The 26,521-nt window shown below is 61.6% G+C and carries 22 protein-coding genes; 2 read left to right on the top strand and 20 right to left on the bottom strand.

Annotation, left to right across the window (positions count from 1 at the left end):
• The first annotated feature begins 208 nt into the window (after positions 1-208).
• Entirely contained in the window at positions 209-376 is a 168-nt protein-coding gene (locus ACTJLC_RS08330) for a hypothetical protein (RefSeq protein ID WP_167363269.1), read from the top strand.
• A gap of 459 nt (positions 377-835) precedes the next feature.
• Here ACTJLC_RS08330 and ACTJLC_RS08325 read toward each other — a convergent pair whose 3' ends face one another.
• Together ACTJLC_RS08325 and hemE are read right to left on the bottom strand one after the other, a co-directional pair.
• Entirely contained in the window at positions 836-3,079 is a 2,244-nt protein-coding gene (locus ACTJLC_RS08325) for a primosomal protein N' (protein WP_440843563.1), read from the bottom strand.
• 463 nt (positions 3,080-3,542) lie between these two features.
• Positions 3,543-4,643, bottom strand: coding sequence for a uroporphyrinogen decarboxylase (hemE, locus tag ACTJLC_RS08320; protein WP_073427930.1), 1,101 nt, complete (start codon positions 4,641-4,643; stop codon positions 3,543-3,545).
• A gap of 230 nt (positions 4,644-4,873) precedes the next feature.
• Between hemE and ACTJLC_RS08315 the strand changes: the two genes are divergently transcribed.
• Positions 4,874-5,671, top strand: a complete 798-nt coding sequence (locus ACTJLC_RS08315; protein ID WP_440843561.1) for a transporter substrate-binding domain-containing protein — start codon at positions 4,874-4,876, stop codon at positions 5,669-5,671.
• A gap of 802 nt (positions 5,672-6,473) precedes the next feature.
• Here the strand turns inward: ACTJLC_RS08315 and ACTJLC_RS08310 are convergent.
• The 18 genes from ACTJLC_RS08310 to ACTJLC_RS08225 all read right to left on the bottom strand — a co-directional run bounded on the left by ACTJLC_RS08310 (position 6,474) and on the right by ACTJLC_RS08225 (position 26,227).
• Complete coding sequence (locus ACTJLC_RS08310; protein WP_440843559.1) at positions 6,474-8,204, bottom strand: AMP-binding protein; 1,731 nt, start codon at positions 8,202-8,204, stop codon at positions 6,474-6,476.
• A 230-nt stretch (positions 8,205-8,434) separates the two neighbouring features.
• On the bottom strand, positions 8,435-8,860 hold the full coding sequence (locus ACTJLC_RS08305; protein ID WP_073427836.1) for a F0F1 ATP synthase subunit epsilon: 426 nt from the start codon (positions 8,858-8,860) through the stop codon (positions 8,435-8,437).
• Positions 8,861-8,969: 109 nt separating this feature from the next.
• Entirely contained in the window at positions 8,970-10,364 is a 1,395-nt protein-coding gene (gene atpD / locus ACTJLC_RS08300) for a F0F1 ATP synthase subunit beta (RefSeq protein WP_073427837.1), read from the bottom strand.
• A 107-nt stretch (positions 10,365-10,471) separates the two neighbouring features.
• Positions 10,472-11,356 carry a F0F1 ATP synthase subunit gamma gene (gene atpG, locus ACTJLC_RS08295; protein ID WP_073427838.1) on the bottom strand — a complete coding sequence of 295 codons (885 nt, stop codon included), beginning with the start codon at positions 11,354-11,356 and terminating at the stop codon, positions 10,472-10,474.
• 91 nt (positions 11,357-11,447) lie between these two features.
• Positions 11,448-12,989, bottom strand: coding sequence for a F0F1 ATP synthase subunit alpha (gene atpA, locus ACTJLC_RS08290; protein WP_073427839.1), 1,542 nt, complete (start codon positions 12,987-12,989; stop codon positions 11,448-11,450).
• A 58-nt stretch (positions 12,990-13,047) separates the two neighbouring features.
• Positions 13,048-13,587 (bottom strand): F0F1 ATP synthase subunit delta, encoded by a 540-nt coding sequence (locus tag ACTJLC_RS08285; protein WP_073427840.1) that lies wholly within the window; start codon positions 13,585-13,587, stop codon positions 13,048-13,050.
• Positions 13,588-13,589: 2 nt separating this feature from the next.
• Positions 13,590-14,060 (bottom strand): F0F1 ATP synthase subunit B, encoded by a 471-nt coding sequence (locus ACTJLC_RS08280; RefSeq protein ID WP_073427841.1) that lies wholly within the window; start codon positions 14,058-14,060, stop codon positions 13,590-13,592.
• A gap of 139 nt (positions 14,061-14,199) precedes the next feature.
• Positions 14,200-14,469 carry a F0F1 ATP synthase subunit C gene (gene atpE / locus ACTJLC_RS08275; protein ID WP_007180033.1) on the bottom strand — a complete coding sequence of 90 codons (270 nt, stop codon included), beginning with the start codon at positions 14,467-14,469 and terminating at the stop codon, positions 14,200-14,202.
• An 80-nt stretch (positions 14,470-14,549) separates the two neighbouring features.
• The gene (atpB, locus tag ACTJLC_RS08270) at positions 14,550-15,401 is read right to left on the bottom strand and encodes a F0F1 ATP synthase subunit A (protein ID WP_073427842.1); all 852 of its coding nucleotides are present in this window, start codon (positions 15,399-15,401) and stop codon (positions 14,550-14,552) included.
• 159 nt (positions 15,402-15,560) lie between these two features.
• Positions 15,561-16,106, bottom strand: a complete 546-nt coding sequence (locus ACTJLC_RS08265) for an ATP synthase subunit I (protein ID WP_310131182.1) — start codon at positions 16,104-16,106, stop codon at positions 15,561-15,563.
• A gap of 554 nt (positions 16,107-16,660) precedes the next feature.
• The gene (locus ACTJLC_RS08260) at positions 16,661-17,548 is read right to left on the bottom strand and encodes a ParB/RepB/Spo0J family partition protein (RefSeq protein WP_114163362.1); all 888 of its coding nucleotides are present in this window, start codon (positions 17,546-17,548) and stop codon (positions 16,661-16,663) included.
• 17 nt (positions 17,549-17,565) lie between these two features.
• Positions 17,566-18,357, bottom strand: a complete 792-nt coding sequence (locus tag ACTJLC_RS08255) for a ParA family protein (RefSeq protein ID WP_083086018.1) — start codon at positions 18,355-18,357, stop codon at positions 17,566-17,568.
• Between the two features lie 78 nt (positions 18,358-18,435).
• Complete coding sequence (gene rsmG / locus ACTJLC_RS08250) at positions 18,436-19,119, bottom strand: 16S rRNA (guanine(527)-N(7))-methyltransferase RsmG (protein WP_440843553.1); 684 nt, start codon at positions 19,117-19,119, stop codon at positions 18,436-18,438.
• The gene (mnmG, locus tag ACTJLC_RS08245) at positions 19,116-21,074 is read right to left on the bottom strand and encodes a tRNA uridine-5-carboxymethylaminomethyl(34) synthesis enzyme MnmG (RefSeq protein ID WP_440843551.1); all 1,959 of its coding nucleotides are present in this window, start codon (positions 21,072-21,074) and stop codon (positions 19,116-19,118) included. The genes rsmG and mnmG overlap by 4 nt, the downstream gene beginning before the upstream one ends.
• Positions 21,075-21,246: 172 nt before the next feature.
• Positions 21,247-21,999 carry an ABC transporter ATP-binding protein gene (locus tag ACTJLC_RS08240; RefSeq protein ID WP_310317355.1) on the bottom strand — a complete coding sequence of 251 codons (753 nt, stop codon included), beginning with the start codon at positions 21,997-21,999 and terminating at the stop codon, positions 21,247-21,249.
• Positions 22,000-22,010: 11 nt separating this feature from the next.
• A complete protein-coding gene (locus tag ACTJLC_RS08235) occupies positions 22,011-23,795 on the bottom strand; it encodes a branched-chain amino acid ABC transporter ATP-binding protein/permease (protein ID WP_440843548.1) in 1,785 nt (594 codons plus the stop codon).
• A gap of 4 nt (positions 23,796-23,799) precedes the next feature.
• Positions 23,800-24,855 (bottom strand): branched-chain amino acid ABC transporter permease, encoded by a 1,056-nt coding sequence (locus ACTJLC_RS08230; protein ID WP_440843546.1) that lies wholly within the window; start codon positions 24,853-24,855, stop codon positions 23,800-23,802.
• 211 nt (positions 24,856-25,066) lie between these two features.
• Entirely contained in the window at positions 25,067-26,227 is a 1,161-nt protein-coding gene (locus ACTJLC_RS08225) for an ABC transporter substrate-binding protein (RefSeq protein WP_073427851.1), read from the bottom strand.
• Between the last annotated feature and the right edge of the window lie 294 nt (positions 26,228-26,521).

Genomic DNA, 26,521 nt, shown 5'->3' with positions numbered 1-26,521 from the left:
ACCTCTTTAAAAGCCCTGTACGGCGGGGGTTTCCGCGCGATGGGGCGGCGCGCGGCAACGGCGGTGGCGCTCAGTACTTTCCCTGGCGTGTTTCTTTTTGCATTTACCCTTATCAGAGTCACTGCGCGTGCCGTTATACAGGACACAGCGGAGGCGGGCCTCACGGCACGCACACAAAAACAGTACGGGGTTTCAGAGGACTCGGGAAATGGAAAAGTGGCTGGTGGTATTGGGCATCTGGATGATGTGCGCGACTTGCGCGGTGCTGTTCATTCGCGGCGCGACGGGCGGCTCGGGCAAGCGGGTCTCCAACGCACGCACGCGCCCGGCTTCGCGTGCATCGGCGGGCGATGCGCGGGCCGCGCTGAACGATTAAGAGCGAAGCCGCCCGGCGACTCGCGATCGACATAGCGGCGCCGGTCTTCCGACTGACAGCGAAGCGAGCATGGAACGCACCGCCGGGTTGGCGTTTGGCGGCGAACGGGTGTGCGCCCCTCAGTTGGGAAAGACCGGCTTGAACTAGGCGAGCGCGTCGCCGGCCGACACGGGCGGGTCATGCAGACGGCAACGCCGCCTGTCCTCCACGCTCGCGCGATCCGAACCCGAAACAGCGAGACCGGCATGCTCTGCTCGAGTGAATATCGATCTTCGGCGCGATACCGGCAGCTTGCGCAGCGGGGCGCACACGCTGCCTCGCGTGCGTCGGCGGTGCTGGCGAGGCGGACGGCCACGTCCGTTGCGAGCCCTGTCCCGAGCTATTCCAATACGGTGCGAACCCGTGCGCGAACCGCGCGCAGCCGCTGGCGATATTGACGACGACGCCTGCCGGCCGGTGTCAGATGTCGAGCGGGTCGACTTCGAGATTCCAGTGCAACACGCCTTTCATTCCGCGCAGCAGCGGCTGCCATGCGCGCAAGGTGGCCTGCAACGCGGCCCGCGATGCGCTTTCGATCAGCAACTGCGCGCGATGCACGTGCATCACCTTGACGATGGTGAGCGGCACGGCGTCATAAACCGTCACGCGTTCGGCCGCCGGAATCTCCGTGAGCGCCGCGGCGGCCTGTTGAAGAAACGCGAGCGCGGCTTCGAGCGTGCGCCCTTCGGCGCGCAGCAACGCCTGATAGACGAACGGCGGCAAGTGCGCGTCGCGCCGCTCGGCCAGCGTGGAATTGGCGAAGCCGACGTAGTCATGCCGCCCGAGCGCGTGGTACAGCGCGTGGCGCGGATAGCGCGTTTGCACCAGCACCTCGCCGGGCAAACCGGCGCGGCCAGCGCGGCCGCTCACCTGCATCAACTGCGCGAAGAGGCGTTCGCTCGCACGGAAGTCGTGTGAGAACAGCGCGGTGTCGGCGTTCAACACGCCGACCAGCGACACGCGCTGGAAGTCGTGACCCTTCGCGATCATTTGCGTGCCGACGAGGATGTCGACTTCGCCCGCATGTACGTCGGAGAACAGCGCTTGGGCGCTGCCTTTGCGGCGCGTGCTGTCGGCGTCGATACGCAGCACACGGGCGCCGGGGACCGCGCTCGCCAGCGTTTCCTCGACGCGTTGCGTGCCGCGTCCCATCGGCGCGATGTCGACGTTGCCGCAATCCGGACACGAGCGCGGAATGCGCGATTCCCAGCCGCAATGATGGCAGCGCAGTGCGCGTTCGGGCTTGTGCAACACCACGTAAGCGCTGCAACGCGGACAGCCGGCGACCCAGCCGCAGGCGTCGCAGGCGAGTTGCGGCGCATAGCCGCGCCGGTTGAGAAACACGAGGCTTTGCTCGCCGCGCTCGAGCCGCGCCTTCAAAGCGGCGATCAGCGGCCCAGACAATCCCTCCACCGAGGCCCGCCCGCGGCGGCGCTCTTCTTCTAGATCGATCAGTTTGACGGTCGGCAGCACGGCATCGGCGACCGCGCGGCGCGACAACGTGAGGCGCTTGTAGCGGCCTTGATCGGCCTGCCACCAGCTCTCCAGCGACGGCGTGGCCGAACCGAGCACGACCGGCAAACCGAGTTGCTTGGCGCGATAGATCGCCAGATCGCGCGCCGAATAGCGCAAACCTTCCTGTTGTTTGTAGGCCGGATCGTGCTCCTCGTCGACGACGATGATTGCGAGCTTCGGCAACGACGCGAGCACCGCCAGCCGTGTGCCGAGCACGATGCGCGCGCGTCCGGTGTGCGCGGCGAACCAGTTGCGCGCGCGTTCGCCCTCGGCGAGACCGCTGTGCAGCGTGACGATCGACGTGCCTTCCAGGGCGGCGAAGCGCGCACGGAAAGCCGCCTCGAACTGCGGCGTCAGATTGATTTCGGGCACGAGGACGAGCGCCTGGGCGTCGGGCTTCGCGGCGAGAATCTCGGCGAGCGCACGCAGATACACCTCGGTCTTGCCGCTACCCGTCACGCCGTGCAGCAGGAAGGGCGCGAAACCGTTCGCGTCGCGGATCGCGTCCACGGCGGCCGACTGTTCGTCGGTGAGGGTAGGCAGCAGGGGCGCCGGCGCGTCGGCGGAAGACGGCGCAAGCACCGCGGCGGCTTCGATGACGTCCAGTGCGACCCAGCCTTCCGCTTGCCATGCGTTCAGCGTGGCGATGGCCTTGGGATGAAGCGCGCGGGCATCCGCGGCAAGCAGGGATTCGGCGTCGGCCAGCGCCTGGGCCAACTTTCTCAGCGCGCTGGCGCGCGCGGGCAACGCATCGGGCAATGCGCGACGACCCTCGGGCGTCATTCGGTAACGTTCCTCGGGCGCGAACAGGCGCGCCCAGCGTGAGGCGTCGCGGAGCGCCTGCGGCAGCGCGGGCAGCGCCACTTCGCCGAGGCCACGCTGGTAATAGTCGGCGGCGAAGGCGGCCAAACCCAGCCAGTGCGGCGACAACGGCGGGCAAGCGGTGCAGACGCCATGCAAATCCCGCAGACGGTCGGCCGGCACGTCGCTGTGAGCAACCACTTCGCAAACGAGCCCCACCACATGACGCTTGCCGAACGGCACACTCACCAGCACGCCCGGCGCGACCGCCTCGGGTGTGTCGCAGCGATAGTCGAACAGGGTCGGCAGCGGATGATCCAGCGCGACACGAACGAATACTTCGCTCACGCGGCTATGCAGAATGATTGAAGCGACGCGGCCGAATGCCGCATGGTCGCGTCGCGTCGGCAGACAGCGAACTCTTCGAAGTTAAGGTAAAGCTTCAACTTCGCCGCTAAGTTTTGGATTCCGCAGAACAATTGCACCCGGCTCTCTGGCTGTGGATAACTTTGTTGAGAACTTTGCCTCGAAGGGCTGGAAGCCGCGTCGCAGCGGCCTTCTGTGGGATTCCGCACACTCCACGGCGGCCCCGCGAAACCCTTGCCAGATAAGGCTTGGATCAAATGCGCCCGCGATGTGCAAGGGCTGGCGGGCGACGAAAGCTTCTACCGCGCCGCAGCGCAATGAATGTGTATAAGTCAAGTCTTGACAACCGCAAGATCGCCAACTGACGGCCTCTTGCCCCCGAACTTTCCCTTAGGTCGAGAGCCCAGTTCATTGCGCTGCAACAAAAATGGCAACGATTACGGCTTCATGCTGGTGCATGAGCGCCACTGCGAATTGCACGGCTATGACGGTGCACTTCGTCCACGAGTTCGGCGACGTTTTCCGGCGGCGTGAACTGCGAGATGCCGTGGCCGAGGTTGAAAACGTGGCCCGGATGGTTGCCGAAACTGTCGAGCACGGCGCGGGCTTCCATGCGGATCGAAGCCGGCGGCGCGAACAGCACCGACGGATCGATATTGCCCTGAAGCGCGACCTTGCTGCCCACGCGCTCGCGTGCCTTGCGCAGGTTGACGGTCCAATCGAGCCCGACCGCGTCCACGCCGGTATCCGCGATTTCGTCGAGCCACAGGCCGCCGCCTTTCGTGAAGGTGATCACCGGCACTTTCTCGCCGTCGTGCTCGCGCTTCAACTGGGCCACCACTTGCTGAATGTAATGCAGTGAAAAACGTTGATACGCACCGTCGGCCAGCGCTCCGCCCCACGTGTCGAAAATCATCACCGCCTGCGCGCCGGCTTCGATCTGCGCATTCAGATACGCCGCAACAGATTTTGCGTTGATGTCGAGAATGCGATGCATCAGGTCCGGGCGCGCATACAGCATCGACTTGACGGTGCGGAAGTCCGCTGAGCCGCTACCTTCGACCATGTAACACGCGAGCGTCCACGGGCTGCCGGAAAAGCCGATCAGCGGCACGCGTTGACGGCCTTGCGCGTCGGTGAGCGCGGTGCGGATTTCGCGCACGGCGTCGGTCACGTAGCGCAACGTGGCGTCGATATCCGGCACCGCGAGGCGCGCCACGTCGGCTTCCGTGCGCACCGGCCGGGCGAATTGCGGCCCTTCGCCGGTCACGAATTCGAGGCCGAGGCCCATCGCGTCGGGCACCGTGAGGATGTCGGAGAAGAGAATCGCGGCGTCGAGCGGATAACGCTCGAGCGGCTGCAGCGTGACTTCCGTCGCGAACGCCGGGTTCTTGGCGAGAGCCAGGAAACTGCCCGCGCGGCCGCGCGTGGCGTTGTATTCCGGCAGGTAGCGACCGGCTTGCCGCATCAGCCAGACAGGGGTGTAGTCGGTCGGCTGGCGCAGCAGCGCGCGCAGGAAGGTGTCGTTCAGGAGGGTATGGGCCACGTTGCGTACGACTGAGAGCAAAGGGGCATTTTACCGGAGCCGGCTCGCCGCATCGTGCTCGATGCGGGCAATAACTGTCGCCCGGATCGGTCGCGGCCGCTTATCCCGCGGTTGTGGGCCTACCGTCCGCCGCGTCATGACCTGGCCGAACGGCCGATGTTCAAGGGAAAATTGCCTGGCTATCATCCGACGGTCTTATCAAACAACGACGAAACAACCAAGGAGACTCCATGAACAAGGCAGCAATCGCATTGCTCGGCGCCCTGGCCGGCGCTCTGATTTACGCAGGCGCGGCCAACGCGCAGACCAGCGCCCCCGCCGCGGCCGCTTCGCGACTCGACGACATTCTCGCTCGCGGCACGTTGCGCGCCTGCACGACCGGCGACTACAAGCCTTACTCCTTCTATAAGTCGGATGGCCAGTTCGAAGGTATCGACGTCGACATGACGGAGGCGCTAGCTAAATCGCTCGGCGTGAAGGTGGAGTACGTCAAAACGTCGTGGCCGAACCTGATGAACGACTTCGTGGCGAAATGCGATATCGGCGTCGGCGGGGTCTCGCCCACGCTCGAGCGGCAAAAACGTGCGTTCTTCACGCAGGCGTATATGGTGGACGGCAAGACGCCGATCGTTCGGTGCGACGACGTCAGCAAATATCAAACGGTGGCGCAAATCGATCAACCGGCAACGCGCGTGATCGTCAATCCAGGTGGCACGAACGAGCGTTTCGCGAAGCAGTATTTCACGCACGCGGCCGTCACCGTCTATCCGGACAATGTCACGATCTTCAAGCAGATTCTCGCGGGCAAGGCGGACGTCATGGTGACAGATGCATCCGAGACCCTGCTGCAGCAAAAGCTCAATCCAGGCCTTTGCTCGGTGCATCCAGACAAGCCGTTCCAGTACGGCGAGAAGGCGTGGCTGTTGCCGCGTGGCGATGTCGCGCTCCAGCAGTACGTGGACCAGTGGTTGCACCTGGCCCGCGCAACCGGCGAATATCAGACGATTGCGGATAAGTGGCTGAAATAGAGCTTTGCGCTCGGCCGCCCTTTCAATTCCGACGGAAAAGGCGGGATTAGAAGGCGCTGATGGTTCGATGTTCGTCGCACAATCGTGTAACGGCCCTCAGCGCGCTTAACCGTACGCAGAACGGCGCGGACGCTTGTCTTCGCAGCGAACCGGCCCTCTGCACCGGCCCGCCGGCTGGGTTCGGTGCTGCGATGCAATGTCGTTGCCATCGCACATGGGACGATTTTCGAGCGGTTTCGAAAAGCACCTGTAACAAAGGCGATCGGCGGCAAAAAGGTGAGTGTGCAACGAGTTCATGCGGAATCGACTTAACAATTTACGCCGCAATATGCTTCGCGAATAGCATCAATCGGGCGTATGAAATTGCCGTCGAGTCATAGGTAAAATTTACGTTTTAAAGGTTTCGTTTTGGCAATAAATCCCGCAACGCCTTATCTGGCGGGCGTTACAACCTGAAACAATTTGTTACCGCGCTCAAAGGTTAATTCGCCCACAATGCCCTCAACGGTTTCAACACGGATGTGGCTGGGTGCGCGGTGTGAGCGGATACTTTGCACTTGCCGGTCGGCGTATGCCGAAGCCCTGTAAAGGGGCATCCCTGCTGGGGCCGTAGTCGACGCCGGGTCGTCGTCTCAGTCGGTTCCTACTTTGGTCTCCTCGCGCTAACCCCGTAGCGTGTGGTTTTTAGCGGGCTCCAGGCCCGCTTTTTTTTCGTCTTGCCAAACGTTTGCGAGTTGTTTTGCGAGCGTGCGCGGCGGCTGGTCCATCCAGCACAACGCGAGATTTGCGCCCGCGCTGAGCCTCAAGCCGTTTTATCTTCCTTCACCTTCAATTCGCTAATCATGCGCTCCCGCATGACGAATTTCTGCACTTTGCCCGTCACCGTCATCGGCAGTTCGTCGACGAAGCGGATGTATTTCGGCACCTTGTAGTGCGCAATCTGGCCTTGGCAGAACTGCTGGATCTCTTTGGCGGTGGCCTGCTCGCCCGACCGCAACACGATCCACGCGCACACTTCCTCGCCGTATTTCGCATCGGGCACGCCGAACACCTGCACGCTTTGGATCTTCGGATGACGGAACAGAAATTCTTCGATTTCCCGCGGATAGATGTTCTCACCGCCACGGATCAGCATGTCCTTGAGGCGGCCGACGATGTTGCAATAGCCTTCCGCGTCGAGCGTCGCCAGATCGCCGGTATGCATCCAGCCGTCCACGATGCTTTCCCGCGTCTTCTCCTCATCCCCCCAGTAGCCTTGCATAACTGAATAGCCGCGGGTGCATAGCTCGCCGGTCTCGCCAACCGGCACGATCGCACCGAGCGGATCGATGATCTTCACTTCGAGATGCGGCTGAATGCGGCCAACGGTCGTCGTGCGTTTGTCGAGCGGGTCGGTGGTCGAACTCTGAAACGACACCGGGCTTGTTTCCGTCATGCCGTAGGCGATCGTGATTTCGCTCAGATGCATCTTCGAAACGACCTTCTTCATCGTCTCAATCGGGCATGGCGAGCCGGCCATGATCCCGGTGCGTAAATGCGAGAGGTCGTAATCGGCAAAGTTCGGATGATCGAGCTCAGCGATGAACATGGTCGGCACACCGTGCAGCGCGGTGCACTTTTCTTCCGCGACGGCGGCCAGCGTTGCGGCCGGATCGAAAGCTTCGCCCGGAAACACCATGTTCGCCCCGACCGACACGCACGCCAGCACCGCGAGCACCATGCCGAAACAGTGATAAAGCGGGACGGGGATGCACAGGCTATCCTGCTCGGTCAGCCGCATTGCCATCGCGATATAGCGCGCGTTGTTGACGACGTTGCTGTGCGTCAGCGTCGCGCCCTTCGGATTACCCGTCGTGCCGCTGGTGAACTGGATGTTAATCGGCTCATGGCACGAAAGCGTGGCGCCGATTCCATCGAGCCTTGCGACGTCCAGCGTCGCGCGGCCCCGCTCGATCACATCCGAGAAGCTCAGCATGCCCGGCGTTTCCGTGTCGCACATGCGGATCACATAGCGCAAATCGGGCAGCCTCGCAGCATGCAGGTCGCCCGGCGCGTGCGTGGCCAACTCCGGGGCGAGCGCCTGCAGCATCTCCAGGTACATCGACGTCTTGAAACGCTCGGCCGCGATAATCGCCTTGCAGCCGACCTTGTTCAGCGCATATTCGAGTTCGGCGAGCCGATAGGCCGGGTTGATGTTGACGAGTACGGCGCCGATGCGCGCCGTCGCGAACTGCGTGAGCACCCATTCCACTCGATTCGGTGACCAGATACCGACGCGGTCGCCCTTCACGATGCCGAGCGCAAGCAATCCTGCGGCCAGCACGTCGACCTCTTCCGCAAACTCCTTCCACGTCCAGCGAATACCCTGCTCGCGAAACACCACGGCAGGACGGTCAGGAAAACGCGCTGCCGTGTCGCGCAGAAACTGACCGATCGTCGCATCGCTCAACGGAATATCGGTCGATCCACGGACGTACGACAACCCGTCTCTGGGTTCGATAAGTGCGCCCTCGCCTGACACATGCGTTGCCATGGTGTTGTCTCCGTGAGCGAAAGCTCGCCCTATTGAAATGGATTTGAAATCGATTGTGCCACCGGCGCATCTCCATACGGCATCAAGTCTTACCCGCAGCGCATCCGGGGACCAGTACGGCCAGGCATCAATCGATTCTATTGCGCAATTTTGATTACCCTTCCGTAAACGTCAAGTGACGATCAAAAAAAAGCAGCCGAGGAGGCTGCTTTCTCTCTGATACGTATTGCCTAGTTCTGACCGCGCAGCTTACGCAGGCGCTGGATTGCCGCGAGTTGAGCCGTTGCGTACGCCAGTTCCGCTTGCGCGGTAGCGTATTCGAGGTTCGAGCCCGTGTTCTGCAGCGCTTCTTCCGCACGCTTGCGTGCATCTTCAGCTTTGGCTTCGTCGAGATCCTTGCCGCGAATTGCAGTGTCGGCGAGAACCGTGACAGCGCCCGGCTGAACTTCGAGAATACCGCCGGCGACGAACACAAACTCTTCTTCGCCGTTTTCAGCTTCGATGCGCACCGCACCCGGACGAATCCGCGTGATGAGCGGCGTGTGGCCCGGCAGGATGCCGAGTTCACCCGCCTCGCCCGGCAGCGCGACGAACTTCGCCTGGCCCGAGAAGATCTGCTCTTCCGCGCTGACGACGTCTACCTTGATAGTTGCCATAAATGTCGACTCCTGGGTTGAGCGTAGTAAGAGGCGCCGGCTTTGCGTTGCGCCACCGCGAAGGCAGCGATACGCGCGAGGCCGGCGCCCGCTTGGTTACACCCGACCTTTACTGGATCTTCTTGGCCTTTTCGAAGGCTTCGTCGATCGTGCCGACCATGTAGAACGCTTGTTCCGGCAGGTGGTCGCACTCGCCGTCGACGATCATCTTGAAGCCACGGATCGTTTCCTTCAGCGGCACGTACTTGCCCGGCGAACCCGTGAACACTTCCGCAACGTGGAACGGCTGCGACAGGAAACGCTGGATCTTACGAGCGCGCGCGACGGCGAGCTTGTCTTCCGGCGCGAGTTCGTCCATGCCCAGAATCGCGATAATGTCGCGCAGTTCCTTGTAGCGCTGCAGCGTTTGCTGCACGCCGCGCGTGATCGAGTAATGCTCTTCGCCGATCACGTTCGGGTCGATCTGACGCGAGGTCGAATCGAGCGGGTCCACAGCCGGATAGATACCCAGCGATGCGATGTCACGCGACAACACGACCGTTGCGTCGAGGTGGCCGAAAGTCGTAGCCGGCGACGGGTCGGTCAAGTCATCCGCAGGGACGTACACGGCCTGAACGGACGTGATCGAGCCGGTCTTGGTCGACGTAATACGCTCTTGCAACTTACCCATTTCTTCAGCCAGCGTCGGCTGATAGCCCACTGCCGACGGCATACGGCCGAGCAGTGCCGACACTTCCGTGCCTGCCAGCGTGAAACGGTAAATGTTGTCGACGAAGAACAGCACGTCGAGGCCTTCGTCGCGGAAGTGCTCGGCCATCGTCAGACCGGTCAGCGCGACGCGCAGACGGTTGCCCGGCGGCTCGTTCATCTGGCCGTACACCAGCGCGACCTTGTCGAGAACGTTCGAGTCCTTCATTTCATGATAGAAGTCGTTCCCTTCGCGGGTACGCTCGCCAACGCCGGCGAACACGGAGTAACCACCGTGTTCCTTCGCGATGTTGTTGATCAGTTCCATCATGTTCACGGTCTTGCCCACGCCGGCGCCGCCGAACAGACCCACCTTGCCGCCCTTCGCGAACGGGCAGATCAGGTCGATAACCTTGATGCCGGTTTCGAGCAGTTCCGTCGACGGCGACAGTTCGTCGAACGCCGGAGCCTTCTGGTGAATGCCGCGAACCACGTCCGAATTGATCGGGCCGGCTTCGTCGATCGGGCGACCCAACACGTCCATGATCCGGCCGAGGGTCGGCTTGCCGACCGGCACGCTGATCGGCTTGCCGGTGTTCTTCACCGTCGTGCCACGGCGCAGACCGTCGGATGCACCCAGACAGATGGTACGGACGACGCCGTCGCCCAGCTGTTGCTGGACTTCGAGGGTCAGTTCCGAACCTTCGAGAATGAGCGCGTCGTAAATCTTCGGCATGTCCGAACGCGGGAATTCCACGTCGATCACCGCGCCGATGCACTGTACGATCTTGCCTTCTACCAAAGCAGTAGTACTCATCGCTTTTCCTTTAGATACTCAATTCTTCACTCGCGCAAAGGCGCAGTTTCGGGGTGCCGCTCAGTTGGGCCCGCCTCACGGCGTTGGCCTGCCTGTCGTCTTGACGATCAGACCGCAGCGGCGCCACCGACGATTTCCGACAGTTCTTTCGTGATTGCGGCCTGGCGGCTCTTGTTGTACACGAGCTGCAGTTCATTGATGACCGTCTTCGCGTTATCGGAAGCGGCCTTCATCGCCACCATTCGTGCCGACTGTTCCGATGCCATGTTTTCCGCGACGGCCTGATAGACCAGCGCTTCGACATAACGCACCAGCAGTTCGTCCACCACGGCCTGCGCATCCGGCTCGTAGATGTAGTCCCACTGCGTGCTCGGCGTCGCGCCGTCTTCTTCCTTGCGCTCGAACTGGTCTGCCGACAGCGGCAGCAGTTGCTCGATCACCGGCTCCTGCTTCATCGTATTGACGAAGCGCGTGTACGCCAGGTACACCGCCGAAACCTTGCCTTCCGAGTACAGGTCGAGCTGAACCTTCACCGCGCCGATCAGCTTTTCCAGATGCGGCGTGTCGCCCAGATGCACGACATTCGACACCACCTTCGCGCGCAGACGGTTCAGGAAACCGAGACCCTTGGTGCCAATCGCGGTTGCCTCGATCGTCTTGCCCTGGCCTTCCAGTTCCTTGAACTTCTGCAGCGACGCACGCAGCACGTTGGTGTTCATGCCGCCGCACAGACCCTTGTCGGTCGTGACGAGGATGATGCCGGCCGTCTTCGCGCCCTCGTTCGACACCATGAACGGGTGACGATACTCGGGATTCGCACGGCTCATGTGTGCAGCGATATCGCGGACCTTGTCGGCGTACGGGCGAGCAGCGCGCATGCGCTCCTGAGCGCGGCGCATCTTCGATGCGGCCACCATCTCCATCGCTTTCGTGATCTTGCGCGTGTTCTGCACGCTCTTGATCTTGCCGCGAATTTCCTTCATTCCAGCCATTGCTTGCTCCTTGATCGAAGCAGCGCGGGTTCAGTTGCCTGCGGCCCGCGCCGCTTCAAGGTCCGTTTATGCCTTGCGGGTCACTCGCGGATCAATAAGCGCCGGACTTCTTGAAGTCTTTGACGGCCGTGTGCAGCAGGCCTTCGTCGTCCTTCGAGAGTTCCTTGGTGTCTTCGACGCGCTTGATCAGGTCAGCGTGGCTCGACTTCAGGTATTCGCGCAGGCCCTTTTCGAACGGCAGCACCTGTGCGACTTCCAGATCGTCGAGGTAGCCGTTGTTCGCGGCAAACAGCGAGATCGCCAGTTCCCACACTTGCAGCGGTTGATACTGCGGCTGCTTGAGCAGTTCCGTCACGCGGCGGCCGCGCTCCAGTTGCTTACGGGTGGCTTCGTCGAGGTCCGAGGCGAACTGCGCGAACGCAGCCAGTTCACGATACTGCGCGAGGTCGGTACGGATACCGCCCGACAGCTTCTTCACGACCTTGGTTTGAGCTGCGCCACCGACGCGCGACACCGACACGCCGGCGTTGATCGCCGGGCGGATACCTGCGTTAAAAAGATCGGTTTCCAGGAAGATCTGGCCGTCGGTAATCGAAATCACGTTCGTCGGAACGAACGCCGTCACGTCACCTGCTTGCGTTTCAATGACCGGCAACGCCGTCAGCGAACCGCTCTTGCCCTTCACTTCGCCGTTGGTGAACTTCTCGACATACTCTTCCGAGACGCGAGCAGCACGCTCCAGCAGACGCGAGTGCAGGTAGAACACGTCGCCCGGATAAGCTTCACGACCCGGCGGGCGGCGCAGCAACAGCGAGATCTGGCGGTATGCCCAAGCTTGCTTGGTCAAGTCGTCGTAGACGATCAGCGCGTCCTGCCCGCGATCGCGGAAGTACTCGCCCATCGTGCAGCCCGCGTAAGGCGCGAGGTATTGCATCGCAGCCGATTCCGAAGCCGAAGCTGCCACGACGATCGTGTATTCCAGCGCGCCGGTTTCTTCCAGCTTACGCACCACGTTCATGATCGACGAAGCCTTCTGGCCGATCGCGACGTAGATACAGAAGAGATTCTTGCCCTTCTGGTTGATGATCGCATCGACTGCGACCGCGGTCTTGCCGCACTGGCGGTCGCCAATGATCAGCTCGCGCTGGCCACGGCCAACCGGCACCATCGCGTCGATCGATTTCAGCCCGGTTTGGACCGGCTCGGAAACCGATTTACGCCAGATCACGCCCGGCGCGATCTTTTCGATTGCGTCGGTTTTCTTTGCATTGATCGGGCCCTTGCCGTCGATCGGATTGCCGAGTGCGTCGACCACGCGGCCGAGCAGTTCCGGACCCACCGGCACTTCCAGAATGCGGCCCGTCGTCTTGACGATGTCGCCTTCCGAAATGTGTTCGTATTCACCCAGAATCACGGCGCCGACCGAGTCGCGCTCGAGGTTCAGTGCGAGACCGAACGTGTTGCCCGGGAATTCGAGCATTTCGCCCTGCATCACTTCCGACAGGCCGTGAATACGCACGATGCCGTCGGTCACGGAGATCACAGTGCCCTGGTTGCGAACGTCCGCGCTCGCTTCAAGACCCTGGATCCGGCTCTTGATCAGCTCGCTGATCTCAGAGGGATTGAGTTGCATTATTCGCTCCTGATAGTCAATTCTGTTGCGTGCCAGCCGCTTCAGCGCAAGAGGCGCTTCAGGCCGTCAGAGCCGTTTGCATGCTGGCAAGCCGCGCGCGGACCGAGGTATCGAGCACTTCGTCGCCAACCGTCACGCGCACGCCGCCAATCAGCGACGAGTCGACTTCGACCGTCGGCTTCAGTTTGCGCTTGAACTTGCGTTCGAGACTTGCGACGAGGTCGTTCAACTGCGCGCCTTCGAGCGGGAATGCGCTGACGATCAGCACATCTGCCGCCCCTTCGCGGGCGTTCTTCAACTCTTCGAACTGCACGGCGATTTCCGGCAGCAATTGCAAGCGATGGTTATCGACCAGCATTTGCACCAGGTTCTTCGCTTGCGCGTTGTCCTTGAGCGGCGACTTGACCGCGGCCAGCAGCAGTTCGCTGACCTGGGCGCGGCTTACTTTCGGGCTCGAGGCGATCGACAGCACTTCGGGCAGACGCGCAACCTGTGCCAGCTCCTGCACGAGCGTGGACCAGGCGGCGATGTCACCAGCTTCGGCCACGCCAAACAGCGCTTCTGCGTACGGACGGGCGATGGTTGCAAGTTCGGCCATGATCAGAGCTCGGCTTTCAGTTGATTCAGCAGGTCAGCGTGAGCTGCCTGGTCGACTTCACGCTTCAGGATCTGTTCAGCGCCCTTCACAGCCAATGCGGCGACTTCACCGCGCAGCGTTTCGCGCGCCTTGACGACTTGCTGTTCCGCGTCGGCCTTCGCTTGCGCGATGATGCGGGCCGCTTCGGCTTGTGCTTGCGTCTTGATTTCGTCAGCGACTGCCACAGCGCGCTTTTCTGCGTCAGCAATACGTTGCTGACCGTCGTTGCGTGCCTGAGCCAGTTCCTGGTCGACGCGCTTGTGAGCGGCTTCGAGTTCAGCCTTGCCCTTTTCAGCGGCAGACAAACCGTCAGCAATCTTCTTTGAGCGCTCGTCGAGGGCGTTGATCAGCGGCGGCCACACGAACTTCATCGTGAACCACGCGAGGATCAGGAACACGACCATTTGCGCAAACAGGGTTGCGTTGAGATTCACGGTGTTTCCTTAAACGTTGCTAGTTCGGAAAAGTGAAACGGCAAGGCGCTCATCGATTCTGTCTTCGATCAGCGCCCGAGTGCCCGTTCCGCCCTGCGCCTTCACCAGTTATAGCTCAGGCGCAAACTTCCGAGGAACCTTAGCCTGCCAGCTTCGACAGCAGCGGGTTCGCGAACGCAAACAGCATTGCCACACCAACGCCAATCAGGAACGCCGCATCGATCAGACCAGCCAGCAGGAACATCTTGGTTTGCAGCGGGTTCATCAGTTCCGGCTGGCGCGCACATGCTTCGATGTACTTGCCGCCCATCAGGCCGATACCGATACAGGCGCCGATTGCACCCAGGCCGATGATGATGCCGATACCGATGGCGGTCAGACCCTGGATGTTGGCGATGAAAGCTTGCATGATCACTCCTTTGTGAAAAGTCTTTTAGAACTGGTTGGAACTGGATTTGAAAACTGCGATTCTTTGGTCGACAGCGCGGGTTAGTGCGTGTCGTGTGCCTGGCCGATGTATACCAGCGTCAGCATCATAAAAATGAACGCCTGCAGCAGCACGATCAGGATGTGGAAGATGGCCCACACGCTGCCGGCGATCACGTGGCCGATGAAGCCAAGCACCGTCGTGTCCGCGCCGAAGCTCCAGATGCTGCCGAGCAGGGCAATCAGCAGGAACAACAGTTCGCCCGCGTACATGTTGCCGAACAGCCGCATGCCGAGCGAGACCGTCTTCGCGACGAACTCGATGATGTTCAGTGCAAGGTTCGGGATCCACAGCAGCGGATGCGCGCCGAACGGGGCGGACAGCAGTTCGTGCACGAAGCCGCCGGCGCCCTTGATCTTGAAGTTGTAGTAAATCATCAGCGCGAAGACACCGAGGGCGATGCCGAGCGTACCGTTCAGATCGGCGGTCGGCACGATGCGGTGATGCGAGATGACTCCGGAGAGGCCCAGCCAGTCGATCACGTGGCCCGGCAGGTCGACAGGGATAAAGTCGAGGGCGTTCATCAGCGCGACCCACACGAACACGGTCAACGCCAGCGGCGCGATGAAGGTGCGCGTGCCGTGGATCATCGACTTCGATTGATCCTCGACCATTTCGACCAGCATTTCGACTGCGCACTGGAATCGGCCCGGCACGCCGGACGTCGCCTTGCGGGCAGCGAAATGCAGAATCAAGATGGTGGCCAGACCGCAAACGATCGACCAGAAAAGGGTGTCCAGATTCCACACGTGGATGTCGAAAATCGACGTCTGGTGTCCGGTGGAAAAGTTCTGCAAGTGGTGCGCGATGTACTCGGACGGATCCATTGCGCGCGTGCCTTCGCTAGCTGCCATATCGTTAAAGCCACCCAAATTGTCGAAAATCGTCTTAGGCCGTTCCCGCGGCGATGCTCTCTTGCGGAAACGCGCCGGGTGCGGATCGTACCGTATCCGCACGCCTTACCAGCGCTGCGCGCCGGCCTGAATTTTTTGCTGCTACCTTGTTGCCGCGAACTAGCGCCAGGCGAGGGCGATCCAGTACGTCTTGAGCGCGATGAGGTAGGTCACGAGCAGCGGCACCCAGCGTACGTCGTGATACCAGAAGGCGATGGCCACAAACATCGCGATCGTTGTCCCCATCTTGAGCGCTTCGCCGATCATCCAGCTCATCACTGTTTCCGCGCCGCTCAACGTTCTCAGTCGTGCCGCGAACAACGCGCCCGGCAACCAGCAGATCGCTCCTCCCAGGAACGCGGACAGCGCAGCAGCGCCCGGCGGCTTGTAAAACAGCCACCACACCAGCGTAGCAACCAGGGACAAAACCATTTGCGCTGCCACAACCTTAAACGGCGTAACGCGCGACGGACGACTCACATTGGGACCAAACAGCTTCTCAGCCTCGGCCCGCGTGAGCGGAACGATATTGTTATCTTGTTGCTCGACATCCCACGCGTCGCCAGGTGCAACGTGCGGACCGGTGGACGCATCGGAAGCGGCGCGTTCAGCGCGGTGTTCGTCGTGCCCATTCTTCGGCGCTTGATTCGACGCTTTGACCGCCATCGCAGTGTTCCGAAAGTCTTGTTCCAGCCCGCGAGCTTTCGCTGCGCTTACGGGGTTGCCGTGCAATTAAATCCGGGCGATTGTAAGCGATAGTTGCAGGCAATTCAAGACTTTAGGCCGTTCAATAACCGGTATGAAAACGCTGCTCACGATGCGGAAACCACCTTCCGATGCATGAAAATACGGTGAATGTAAGGCGGCTTGGGGGACAATCAAATATACGCATTGAATCCGGCGCGCCTGCACTCATCGACAGGCGGCGCAAGCGCGGCGACAGACGTCTCTGAAATGCAACAGACAGTGCTTTTCGTCGCCTTGGGTGGACATCTGAGAAGCCGTCGCGGTGGAGGCATAGACGCGCACATCTCTCACAGTTCAACGATTCCGAACATCGGGCGCCGAATCAATTAGGAATCCAGCCGATCCCGCAGTCGCACTCCAGATCCGTCAACATCGTTCGATACTCAGATTCGGCGATGGTTACAGTCGCCATGAACTCGAGCTGGCAACCCAAGAATGGCCGCTACGTGCAGATTCAGCGCACATCACCCTGCTTACGCCGTGGCATTACCACGCAAGCGGACAAGAATGCCTTCCAGTGCGTCAAGGTCACCGAAATCCACCAGCACCTGCCCTCGACCACGTCGGCCGAGTTTGATCTTTACCGTTGCCGCGAGCAGATCCGACAGTTCCTCTTCGAGTCGCCGCGTATCGCGGCCGCCATCGGGATTAGCGCGCGCCTTAACCGCCGGCGCCGCTTTGGTGGTCGACGTCACCAGCTTTTCGGTTTCGCGCACCGACATGCGCTTATTGACGACCTGATTGGCAAGCGTGATTTGCGTCGCGGCGTCGACAGCCAGTAATGCGCGAGCATGCCCCATGTCGAGGTCGCCGGCCAACAACATGGTCTGCACAGGCGTTGCCAGGTTGAGCAGGCGCAGCAGGTTCGAGACCGCACTACGCGACCGACCGACCGACTCCGCCGCCTGCTCGTGCGTAAAGTTGAACTCATCGAGCAAGCGCTGAATGCCCTGCGCTTCTTCGAGCGGATTCAGATCCTCGCGCTGAATGTTCTCGATCAGCGCCATCGCCGCAGCGGCCTGGTCAGGCACGTCCTTCACCAGCACAGGCACTTCGTCGAGGCCCGCAAGGCGCGCCGCACGGAAACGACGCTCCCCGGCGATGATCTCGTACTTGTCCGCCGATACGGGGCGCACCAGGATCGGCTGCATCAGCCCCTGGGCACGGATGCTGGCCGCGAGCTCCTGCAACGCGCCCTCGTCCATGCGCGTGCGCGGCTGATACTTACCCGCCTGCAACTTGCTGAGCGGCAGCACGTGCGGCGCACCTTCGATCGTCACGGCCTCTGTAATGTCCGCACTGCCGCCAAGCAACGCTTCCAGCCCGCGGCCCAGCCCCTTCTTCCTTGCTACTGCATTCATCGTGCTTCCTCGATCGCTTAGGACGCCTGGGGCGCGTTATTCAGTGCGCGCACCCGCTCAATCATTTCCGCGCCGAACTGCACATACGCCTGCGCGCCGCGCGACGCCTTGTCGAATACGACGCCCGGCAATCCATAGCTGGGCGCCTCGGCGAGACGAACATTGCGCGGGATCACCACATCGAATACCTTGTCGCCGAAATGCTCTTTCAGCTGATCCGAAACCTGCTGTTGCAAAGTGATGCGCGGATCGAACATCACGCGCAGCAGGCCGATCACCTTCAGGTCACGGTTCAGATTGGCGTGTACCTGCTTGATCGTGTTGACCAGATCCGACAAACCTTCGAGCGCGAAGTACTCGCATTGCATTGGAATGACGACGCCGTGTGCGGCGCACAAGCCGTTGAGCGTGAGCAGCGACAAAGCCGGCGGGCAGTCGATCAGCACGAAATCATATTCGCCCTCGACCGCGGCCAGCGCGAGCTTCAGTTGACGCTCACGGTTCTGGACGCTGACCAGCTCGACCTCCGCTCCGGCCAGTTCGCGGTTCGCGGGCAGTACGTCATAGTCGACAGCTTCCGGCCGCACTCGCGCGTCGCTCACCGCCACGCCATCCACGAGCACCTCGTAGACGGTGTTCGCACACGCGCCCTTGTCGATGCCGCTGCCCATCGTGGCGTTGCCTTGCGGGTCCAGATCGATGAGAAGGACTCGCTGTTCCTGCGCTGCCAGGCTCGCGGCCAGATTGACTGCGGTCGTCGTCTTGCCGACGCCGCCTTTCTGGTTCGCAACGCAGAAGATTTTTGCCATCGTTGGAGTGTCCCTTTTGCTGCCTGGATGAAATAAAAAGCGCTATTGGTATCGGACGCGTGAGGCTAGCGGCGGTCGTCAGTTCCCGGCGTCCACGACAACCTTGATCAGATGCCGTTCGGCGTCCAGCGCCGGCACATTCAGCCGGATGACCTGTTCCACGTGGGCGCCCGCCGGCAAGCGTTCGATCTCATCGTCGGGACGCTGCCCTTTCATCGCCCAGATTGCACCGTGCTCGGCAACCAGATGACGGGCCAGTGTAACGAAATCCGTGAGCTCTGCGAATGCGCGCGAGACGATTACGTCGAACTTCGCCGGAACTTCGGCGCCCGGCCGCAGTGTTTCCACGCGGCCAGTCACCACCGAGAGATTCGCCAAGCCAAGTTCGGCCTTGGCCTGAGCCTGAAAAGCCGTCTTCTTATGAACGATGTCATTCACAGTGACGGTCCATTCAGGCAAAACTATCGCCAGCACGATACCCGGCAGACCACCGCCGGAACCCACGTCGAGCGCCGAGGACGGACCGCGCGGCGCCAGGTGCGGCACGATCGAGAGCGAATCCAGAATGTGCTGAATCAGCATTTGCCGCGGATCACGAATCGCCGTCAGGTTGTAGACGGCGTTCCACTTCGACAGCAAGGCGACGTAATCGAGCAGTTTGCCGAGTTGGGCGTCGCTCAGATCGAGGCCGAGTTCGCGCGCACCATCCGTCAGCAACGGCGCCAACGCTTCCCTACTGCCTCCCTTCTGGCTCACAGTCATTGCGTTACCGGCGTAGTGTCGGTGTCAGGCGCAGCCGGTTTCGCCGGACGGCGTCCCAAACCGCGCTTCAGATGCACCATCAGCAACGAGATCGCCGCCGGCGTGATGCCCGAAATGCGCGACGCCTGTCCAATGGTCTCGGGGCGGAACTGCGTCAGCTTCTGGCGCGCCTCGAACGACAGCCCGCGGACTTCGGCGTAATCCAGGCCGTCCGGCAACCTCGTGCTTTCGTGCGCCTCATTGCGCTCGATTTCACCGGCCTGGCGGTCGATATAGCCCTGATACTTAATGCCGATCTCGATCTGTTCCTTGATCTGAGCGCGCAGCACGTCGTCTTCGGCCAATACTTCGGGCGCTCCACACGTGCCTGCGCGCAAAGCGCAAACGCCGTCGTAGCTGATGCCCGGGCGACGCAGTAGATCGGCCAAGCTGTACTCGTGATCGATCGGCTTGCCGAGTAATGCCGTCGCTTCCTCCGCAGGTAACGTCTTAGGATTGACCCACGTTGTGCGGAGCCGCTCTGTTTCACGTGAAACCGCGTCGCGCTTACGGCTGAATGCGTTCCACCGGATATCGTCGACGATGCCGAGCTCGCGCCCGATTTCAGTCAGGCGCATATCGGCGTTGTCTTCACGCAAACTCAGACGATATTCCGCGCGGCTCGTGAACATCCGGTACGGCTCGGAGACGCCACGGGTCACGAGATCGTCGACCAACACGCCGAGATACGCCTGGTCGCGGCGAGGACACCAGGCTTCCTTGCCCTGCACGTGCAATCCGGCGTTGATGCCCGCGAGCAAACCTTGCGCGGCAGCTTCCTCATAACCGGTCGTGCCGTTGATTTGACCCGCAAAGAACAACCCGTTGATCGCTTTCGTTTCCAGCGAGGCCTTGAGTCCTCGCGGGTCGAAGTAGTCATATTCGATCGCGTAGCCTGGCCGCAGGATATGCGCGTGCTCCAAACCGCGCATCGACCGCACCAGTTCCAGTTGTACGTCGAACGGAAGGCTCGTGGAAATGCCGTTCGGATAGAACTCGTTCGTCGTCAGCCCTTCTGGTTCAAGGAAAATCTGGTGCGATTCCTTCGTCGCGAAGCGATGGATTTTGTCCTCGATGGATGGGCAATAGCGCGGCCCCACTCCCTCGATGACGCCCGTGTACATGGGCGAGCGGTCGAGCCCGCCGCGGATGATGTCGTGCGTACGCTCATTGGTGTGCGTGACCCAGCACGGCACTTGCCGCGGATGCTGCTCAACGCGCCCGAGAAACGAGAACACGGGCACCGGATCCAGGTCGCCCGGCTGTTCTTCGAGCTTGGAAAAATCGATCGTGCGTCCGTCGATGCGCGGCGGCGTCCCGGTCTTGAGTCGGCCTTGCGGCAGCTTCAATTCCTTGAGTCGCGCGGACAAGGACACCGCAGCGGGGTCACCGGCACGGCCGCCGGTATAGTTGTTTAACCCGACATGAATCTTGCCGTCGAGGAACGTCCCAGCCGTCAAGACCACTGCGCGCGAGCGAAAACGAATGCCCACCTGCGTAACCGCGCCGACTACTCGGTCGCCCTCGACCATCAAATCGTCGACGGCTTGCTGGAATAGCCACAAGTTCGGCTGATTCTCCAGCCGATGCCGGATTGCCTGCTTATAGAGCAGACGGTCTGCCTGAGCGCGCGTCGCGCGAACGGCCGGCCCCTTCGACGAATTGAGGATGCGGAACTGGATGCCGCCCTCGTCCGTCGCGGCCGCCATTGCACCGCCTAGCGCATCGACCTCCTTCACGAGATGGCCCTTGCCGATGCCGCCAATCGACGGATTACAACTCATCTGTCCGAGGGTCTCGATGTTGTGCGTCAGCAGCAGCGTCGTATTGCCCATGCGCGCCGAAGCCAATGCAGCCTCGGTGCCGGCATGACCACCTCCGACGACGATTACGTCAAATTCTGTGGGAAAAAGCATGGCGGATCTCACGCCAGATCGTCGCGTGAGCCTTTAAAGGAAATGTATCGACGAATTATAACGGGTTCGGTTTAGGCCCGAATTTCGTCCGAACGGCCAATCAATAAAAAACGGCGTGTTTCACGTGAAACACGCCGCTTCGAACAGCGAGAAAACAATGACGCGACCGACGCTAAGCCACTTTCTTAGCCAGCCCCAGATAGGTCTCGATCACCCGCGGATTCTGCGCAAGATCAGCCGCCGGGCCTTCGAGCGCCAGCTCGCCCGTTTCAAGCACATAGCCATAGTCGGAGATTTGCAGCGCCGCCCGGGCGTTCTGTTCGATCAACAATGTGGCGACGCCCGTCTGGCGCAGCGCGCTAATGATGTGAAAAATCTCTTTCACGATCAACGGCGCGAGACCCAAACTCGGCTCGTCCAACATCAGTAGATCGGGCTTCCCCATCAGCGCTCGTCCTACCGCGAGCATTTGCCGCTCGCCCCCGGACAACGTCCCTGCCGGCTGCTTGCGGCGCTCCTTCAGCCGAGGAAACAGCGTAAAGACCGGCTCCAACTGGTCGAGGAAGTTACGCTCACCCGCGCGCTTGCGTCGATAAGCCCCGAGCACGAGGTTGTCCTCGACCGTCATCGACGCAAACAGCTCACGCTTTTCTGGCACGAGACACATGCCGCGCGCGACCCGCTTTTCAACCGGCACCGCGCTGACGTCTTCGCCCTGATACAGAATGGTGCCCTTCGCATGGCCCGTGGTCGGCAACGCGCCCATGATCGCATTCAGCAACGTAGACTTGCCCGCGCCGTTCGGCCCAATCACCGAGACGATCTGTCCAGCCCCCACTTTGATGGCCGCGCCGTGCAGTGCCTCAACCTTGCCATACCGGACCGACAAACCGGTCACGTCGAGAATCGGTGCAGCGGCATTCATCGTGTTCTCCATCATTCCACCCCGCCGAGATACGCTTCGAGCACCGCCGGGTCCTGCTGTACCTCCAGCGGCAAACCTTCCGCGATACGCGTGCCGAACTCCATCACCACCAGCCGATCGGTGAGATTCATCACGAAATCCATGTCGTGTTCGACCAGCAGCACGCTCATGCCTTCAGCCTTGAGTCGGCGCAACAGATCAGCCAGTTGCAGCTTCTCCTGATATCGCAGACCTGCCGCCGGCTCATCCAGCAGCAGCAAGGTCGGATCGCAGCACAGCGCACGGGCGATTTCGAGAATCCGCTGCTGCCCTAGCGCCAGACTGCCGGCCTCGTCGTACATGTGCTGCTCGAGTCCGACGCGGCGAATCTGGCGCGCGGCTTCAGCCATCAGCCGCGCTTCTTCCGCGCCGTTCAGGCGGGCGATGCTACGCCATACGCCGGCCTGTCCACGCAGATGCGCGCCAATCGCCACGTTCTCGAGCACGGTCATGCCCGGCAAAAGTTTGACGTGCTGAAACGTGCGGCCGATTCCGCGCTTGACGATTTCACGTGAATTCAGCGAATCGATGCGTTCGCCGCGGAAAGTAATCTCTCCACTGGTCGCCTGCAACACCCCGGTAACCAGATTGAACGTGGTCGACTTGCCCGCGCCGTTCGGACCGATCAGGCCGATGATCTGCCCTGCTTTCACCTCGAAGCTGACGTCGTTCACCGCCACGAGCCCGCCGAACTGCTTACGCGCCTTATTCACCGTCAGCAGACCTTCTCCCTCGACCGGCTTGCTGCGCTGCGGCAAGGGCTCAGCGTGATCCGGCAGATGCGCGCGCGGCCCGCGCGGGAAGAAACGTGCGACGAACGGCCATACGCCTTGGCGGGCGTATTGCAACAACAGCACCATCAGGATGCCGAATACGATCACTTCGAAGTTCCCGTTCTCCCCGAGCAACCTGGGTAGCAGCGTTTGAAGATAGTCTTGCAACACGGTCAGGATCGCCGCGCCGAGCACCGCGCCCCAAACATGCGACACGCCACCCACCACCGCCATGAACAGAAACTCGATGCCGTGATTCAAGCCGAACGGCGTGGGATTCACCGCACGTTGCAGGTGGGCGTAGAGAAAGCCCGAAATCGACGCCAGCACAGCGGCATAGACGAAAATCACCACGCGCATCCAGCCGGTATTCACGCCCATGGCTTCGGCCATCATGCCACCGCCGCGCAGTGCACGGATCGCTCGCCCGGGCCGGCTATTAAGCAGATTTTGAACAGACACCACCGCGCCGAGCACGACCAGCCAGATCAGGTAATAAATATGGCGCCCCGATTCCAGGTTGATGCCAAAAACATTTAGCACCGGAATCCCGTTGATGCCGTCGTACTTGCCGAGCATTTCAAGATTGCCGAACAGATAGAACAGCGCGAGTCCCCATGCGATCGTGCCGAGCGGCAGAAAGTGACCGGAGAGGCGCATCGTCACGAGACCCAGCATCAGCGCGATCAAGGCGGTCACGACCACGCCGGCGATCAGCGCGAGCCACGGCGATACGCCGAACCGCGTCGTGAGATAGGCGGTCGCGTAGGCGCCGATACCGACGAACGCTGCCTGCCCGAAGCTCGTCATCCCACCAATGCCGGTCAGCAGGACAAGCCCGATCGCCACGATCGAGTACAAGCCGATGTAGTTGAGCAGCGTCACCCAGTACTCGGGCACATGGATCGGCTGCGGCAGCACCGGCAGCGCGAACAGCACGATCAGGAACAGCCAGAAGAACTTGTTTTGCATGATCCGTTTCATCGCGTCACTCCTCGTCTTCTTCGGCGTGCGGGCTGGCTAGACTGCGCCACAGCAGCACCGGGATGATCAGCGTGAACACGATCACTTCCTTGTATGCGCTCGCCCAGAACGACGAATACGACTCCAGCAGGCCGACCAGGATCGAGCCCGCCGCCGCCAGCGGATAGCTGACGAGGCCGCCGATAATCGCGCCCACGAAGCCCTTCAAACCGATCAGGAAGCCCGAGTCGTAATAAATGGTGGTCAGCGGCGCGACGAGAATGCCGCACAGCGCGCCGAGCCCTGCCGCGAGCGTGAACGCGAGGCGCCCCGCCTGCGTCGTGCCGATGCCGACGAGCCGCGCGCCGAGCCGGTTCACCGACGTGGCGCGCAACGCCTTGCCCGAGATCGAGCGGTCGAAATACAGGTAAAGCGCGCCGATCAATACCACCGCCGTGCCTACCACCCACAGACTTTGCCCGGAGATCGAAAGGCTGCCGGCAGTGAAGGTCGCATCGGAAAACGCCGTGGTACGCGAGCCTTCAGCGCCGAACATCACGAGCCCCAGGCCGACCATCGCGAAGTGCACCGCCACCGCCACGATGAGCAGCAACAACGTGGTCGCCTCCGCGATCGGCTCATACGCGAGCCGGTAGACGAACGGGCCCATCGGAATCACGATCAGTAGCGTCAATGCGATCTGCACGATCATCGGCAGCGGCTGAAGGAAAACGCCGCGCGTGAGCGCGTATACCGCGATCGGAAACACCAGGTATTTGCCGACCAGCGTCACCAGCGTGCGTGCCGCATGCCGGCGCCGCTCGGGATGCCGCACCAACCCCGCCGTCTCGACGACGAAGCACGCAGCGCCCATCGCCATCAGCAGCCAGCAGGTGGCGGGAAATTTTTGTGTCTGCAAGGCGGCGAGTGTCAACGCGCCGTATGAAACAAACTCCCCCTGCGGGATGAAGATCACCCGCGTCACGGAGAACACCAGCACCAGCGCGAGCGCGAGCAGCGCGTAGATCGCGCCGGTGGTGATGCCGTCCTGCGCGAGGATCGCCGCAATTGATAGATCCATCTTCCTCGTCCTGAAGCGTCGAAATCGAAACCGGGAAACAATCGTGGCGGCAGCGGCAGAACTCGCAGCCGCGGCCGTCAGGCTGTCATGCCTGAAAAGGCGACCGCCGCGCCGGAACACGGCGCGGCGGTCGTTGCCATTGTCATCGAACAGAATGGCAATGCGGCGTCACAGGCCGCACATTGCGCGAGAGGCGCGTACCGTTTTATCGTCAGTCGTTCTGCAGCTTCCACTTGCCGTCGACGATCTGCACGATCACGCGTGCGCGCTTGTCGAGGCCGTTGTGGTCGGTCGTGGTCATGTTCATGATGCCGTGCGAGACCGGCAATTCCTTGATGTTTTCGAGCGCGCCGCGCAGTGCCACGCGGAATGCCTCCGTGCCCGGTTGCGCGGTTTTCAGCGCTTCGGGAATCGCACGTTGCAGCATCTGGCCGGCGTCCCATGCGTGACCGCCGAAGGTCGCGACCGAGCCCGCGCCATAGGCCTTCTCGTACGCAGCCTTATAGGCCAGCGAGGACTTCTTCACCGCATTCGAGTCCGGCAGTTGATCGGCAACGAGGATCGGACCGGCCGGCAGGATTTCGCCTTCGCAGTCCTTGCCGCACACGCGCAGGAAGTCGTTGTTCGCGACGCCGTGTGTCTGATAAACCTTGCCCTTGTAGCCGCGCTCCTTGAGCGTCTTGGCCGGCAGCGCCGACGGCGTGCCCGAGCCCGCGATCAGCACCGCGTCGGGATTCGCGCCCATCGTCTTCAACACCTGGCCGGTGACTGAAGCGTCCGTGCGGTTGAATCGCTCGTTGGAAACGACCTTCAGATTGTGCGCGTTGGCCGCGGCGGTAAACACGTTGTTCCAGCTATCGCCGTAGGCATCCGCGAAGCCGATGAAACCCACCGTCTTCACGCCGTGATGCTCCATGTAATCGGCAATCGCATCGGCCATCAGGCTGTCGTTTTGCGGCGGCTTGAAGGCCCATGCGCGCTTCGCGTCCATCGGCGAAATGATCGCGGCCGAGGCCGCCAGCGAGATCATCGGCGTCTTGCCTTCAGCCACCGCGTCGAGCATGGCCAGCGAATTCGGCGTGACGGTCGAGCCGACGATCGCGTCGACGTGATCTTCGTCGATCAGCTTGCGCGTGTTCTGCACGGCCTTGCCGGTGTCCGATGCGTCATCGAGGATGATGTACTGCACGGTCTTGCCGCCGATCTCTTTCGGCAGCAGAGCGATCGTATTCTTTTCAGGAATTCCCAGCGACGCAGCCGGCCCCGTGGTGGACAGCGTCACGCCGATTTTCACCTGCGCGTAGGCCGCGCCCGCGCCGCACATCAATGCCATCGCGATGCTGGTGCATACCCACTGCTTTGTCTTTTTCATTGCAAGTCTCCGAACGCTTTGAAGCGCGTATCCGTAATCCGGCTCACCGGCCGGGTGTCTGAATCTAGTTATCGGGTCCAGGCATGCCAAGCATGGTTTTCCCTGCCGAGCATGAATGCCTTCGCCGCTCTCGTGCCACTCCCCTGCTGCGAACTGCTGCTGCGATTTCTATTCCGGGCAAACCACTAACATGCTAGTGATATTGCGTTCTGCATCGGTCACGGTCAATAGACTGCAGCCCGAATGCGGGTTTGTCCTGAACCCGTGCGACCCCACCTTTCGCGTTGCGCGTGC

It is taken from the genome of Paraburkholderia sp. 22099 (genome assembly GCF_052045835.1).
Classification (GTDB): domain Bacteria; phylum Pseudomonadota; class Gammaproteobacteria; order Burkholderiales; family Burkholderiaceae; genus Paraburkholderia; species Paraburkholderia terricola.
The sequence above is the reverse complement of the archived record's forward strand: the minus strand, read 5'-3'. Positions and strand labels throughout refer to the sequence as shown.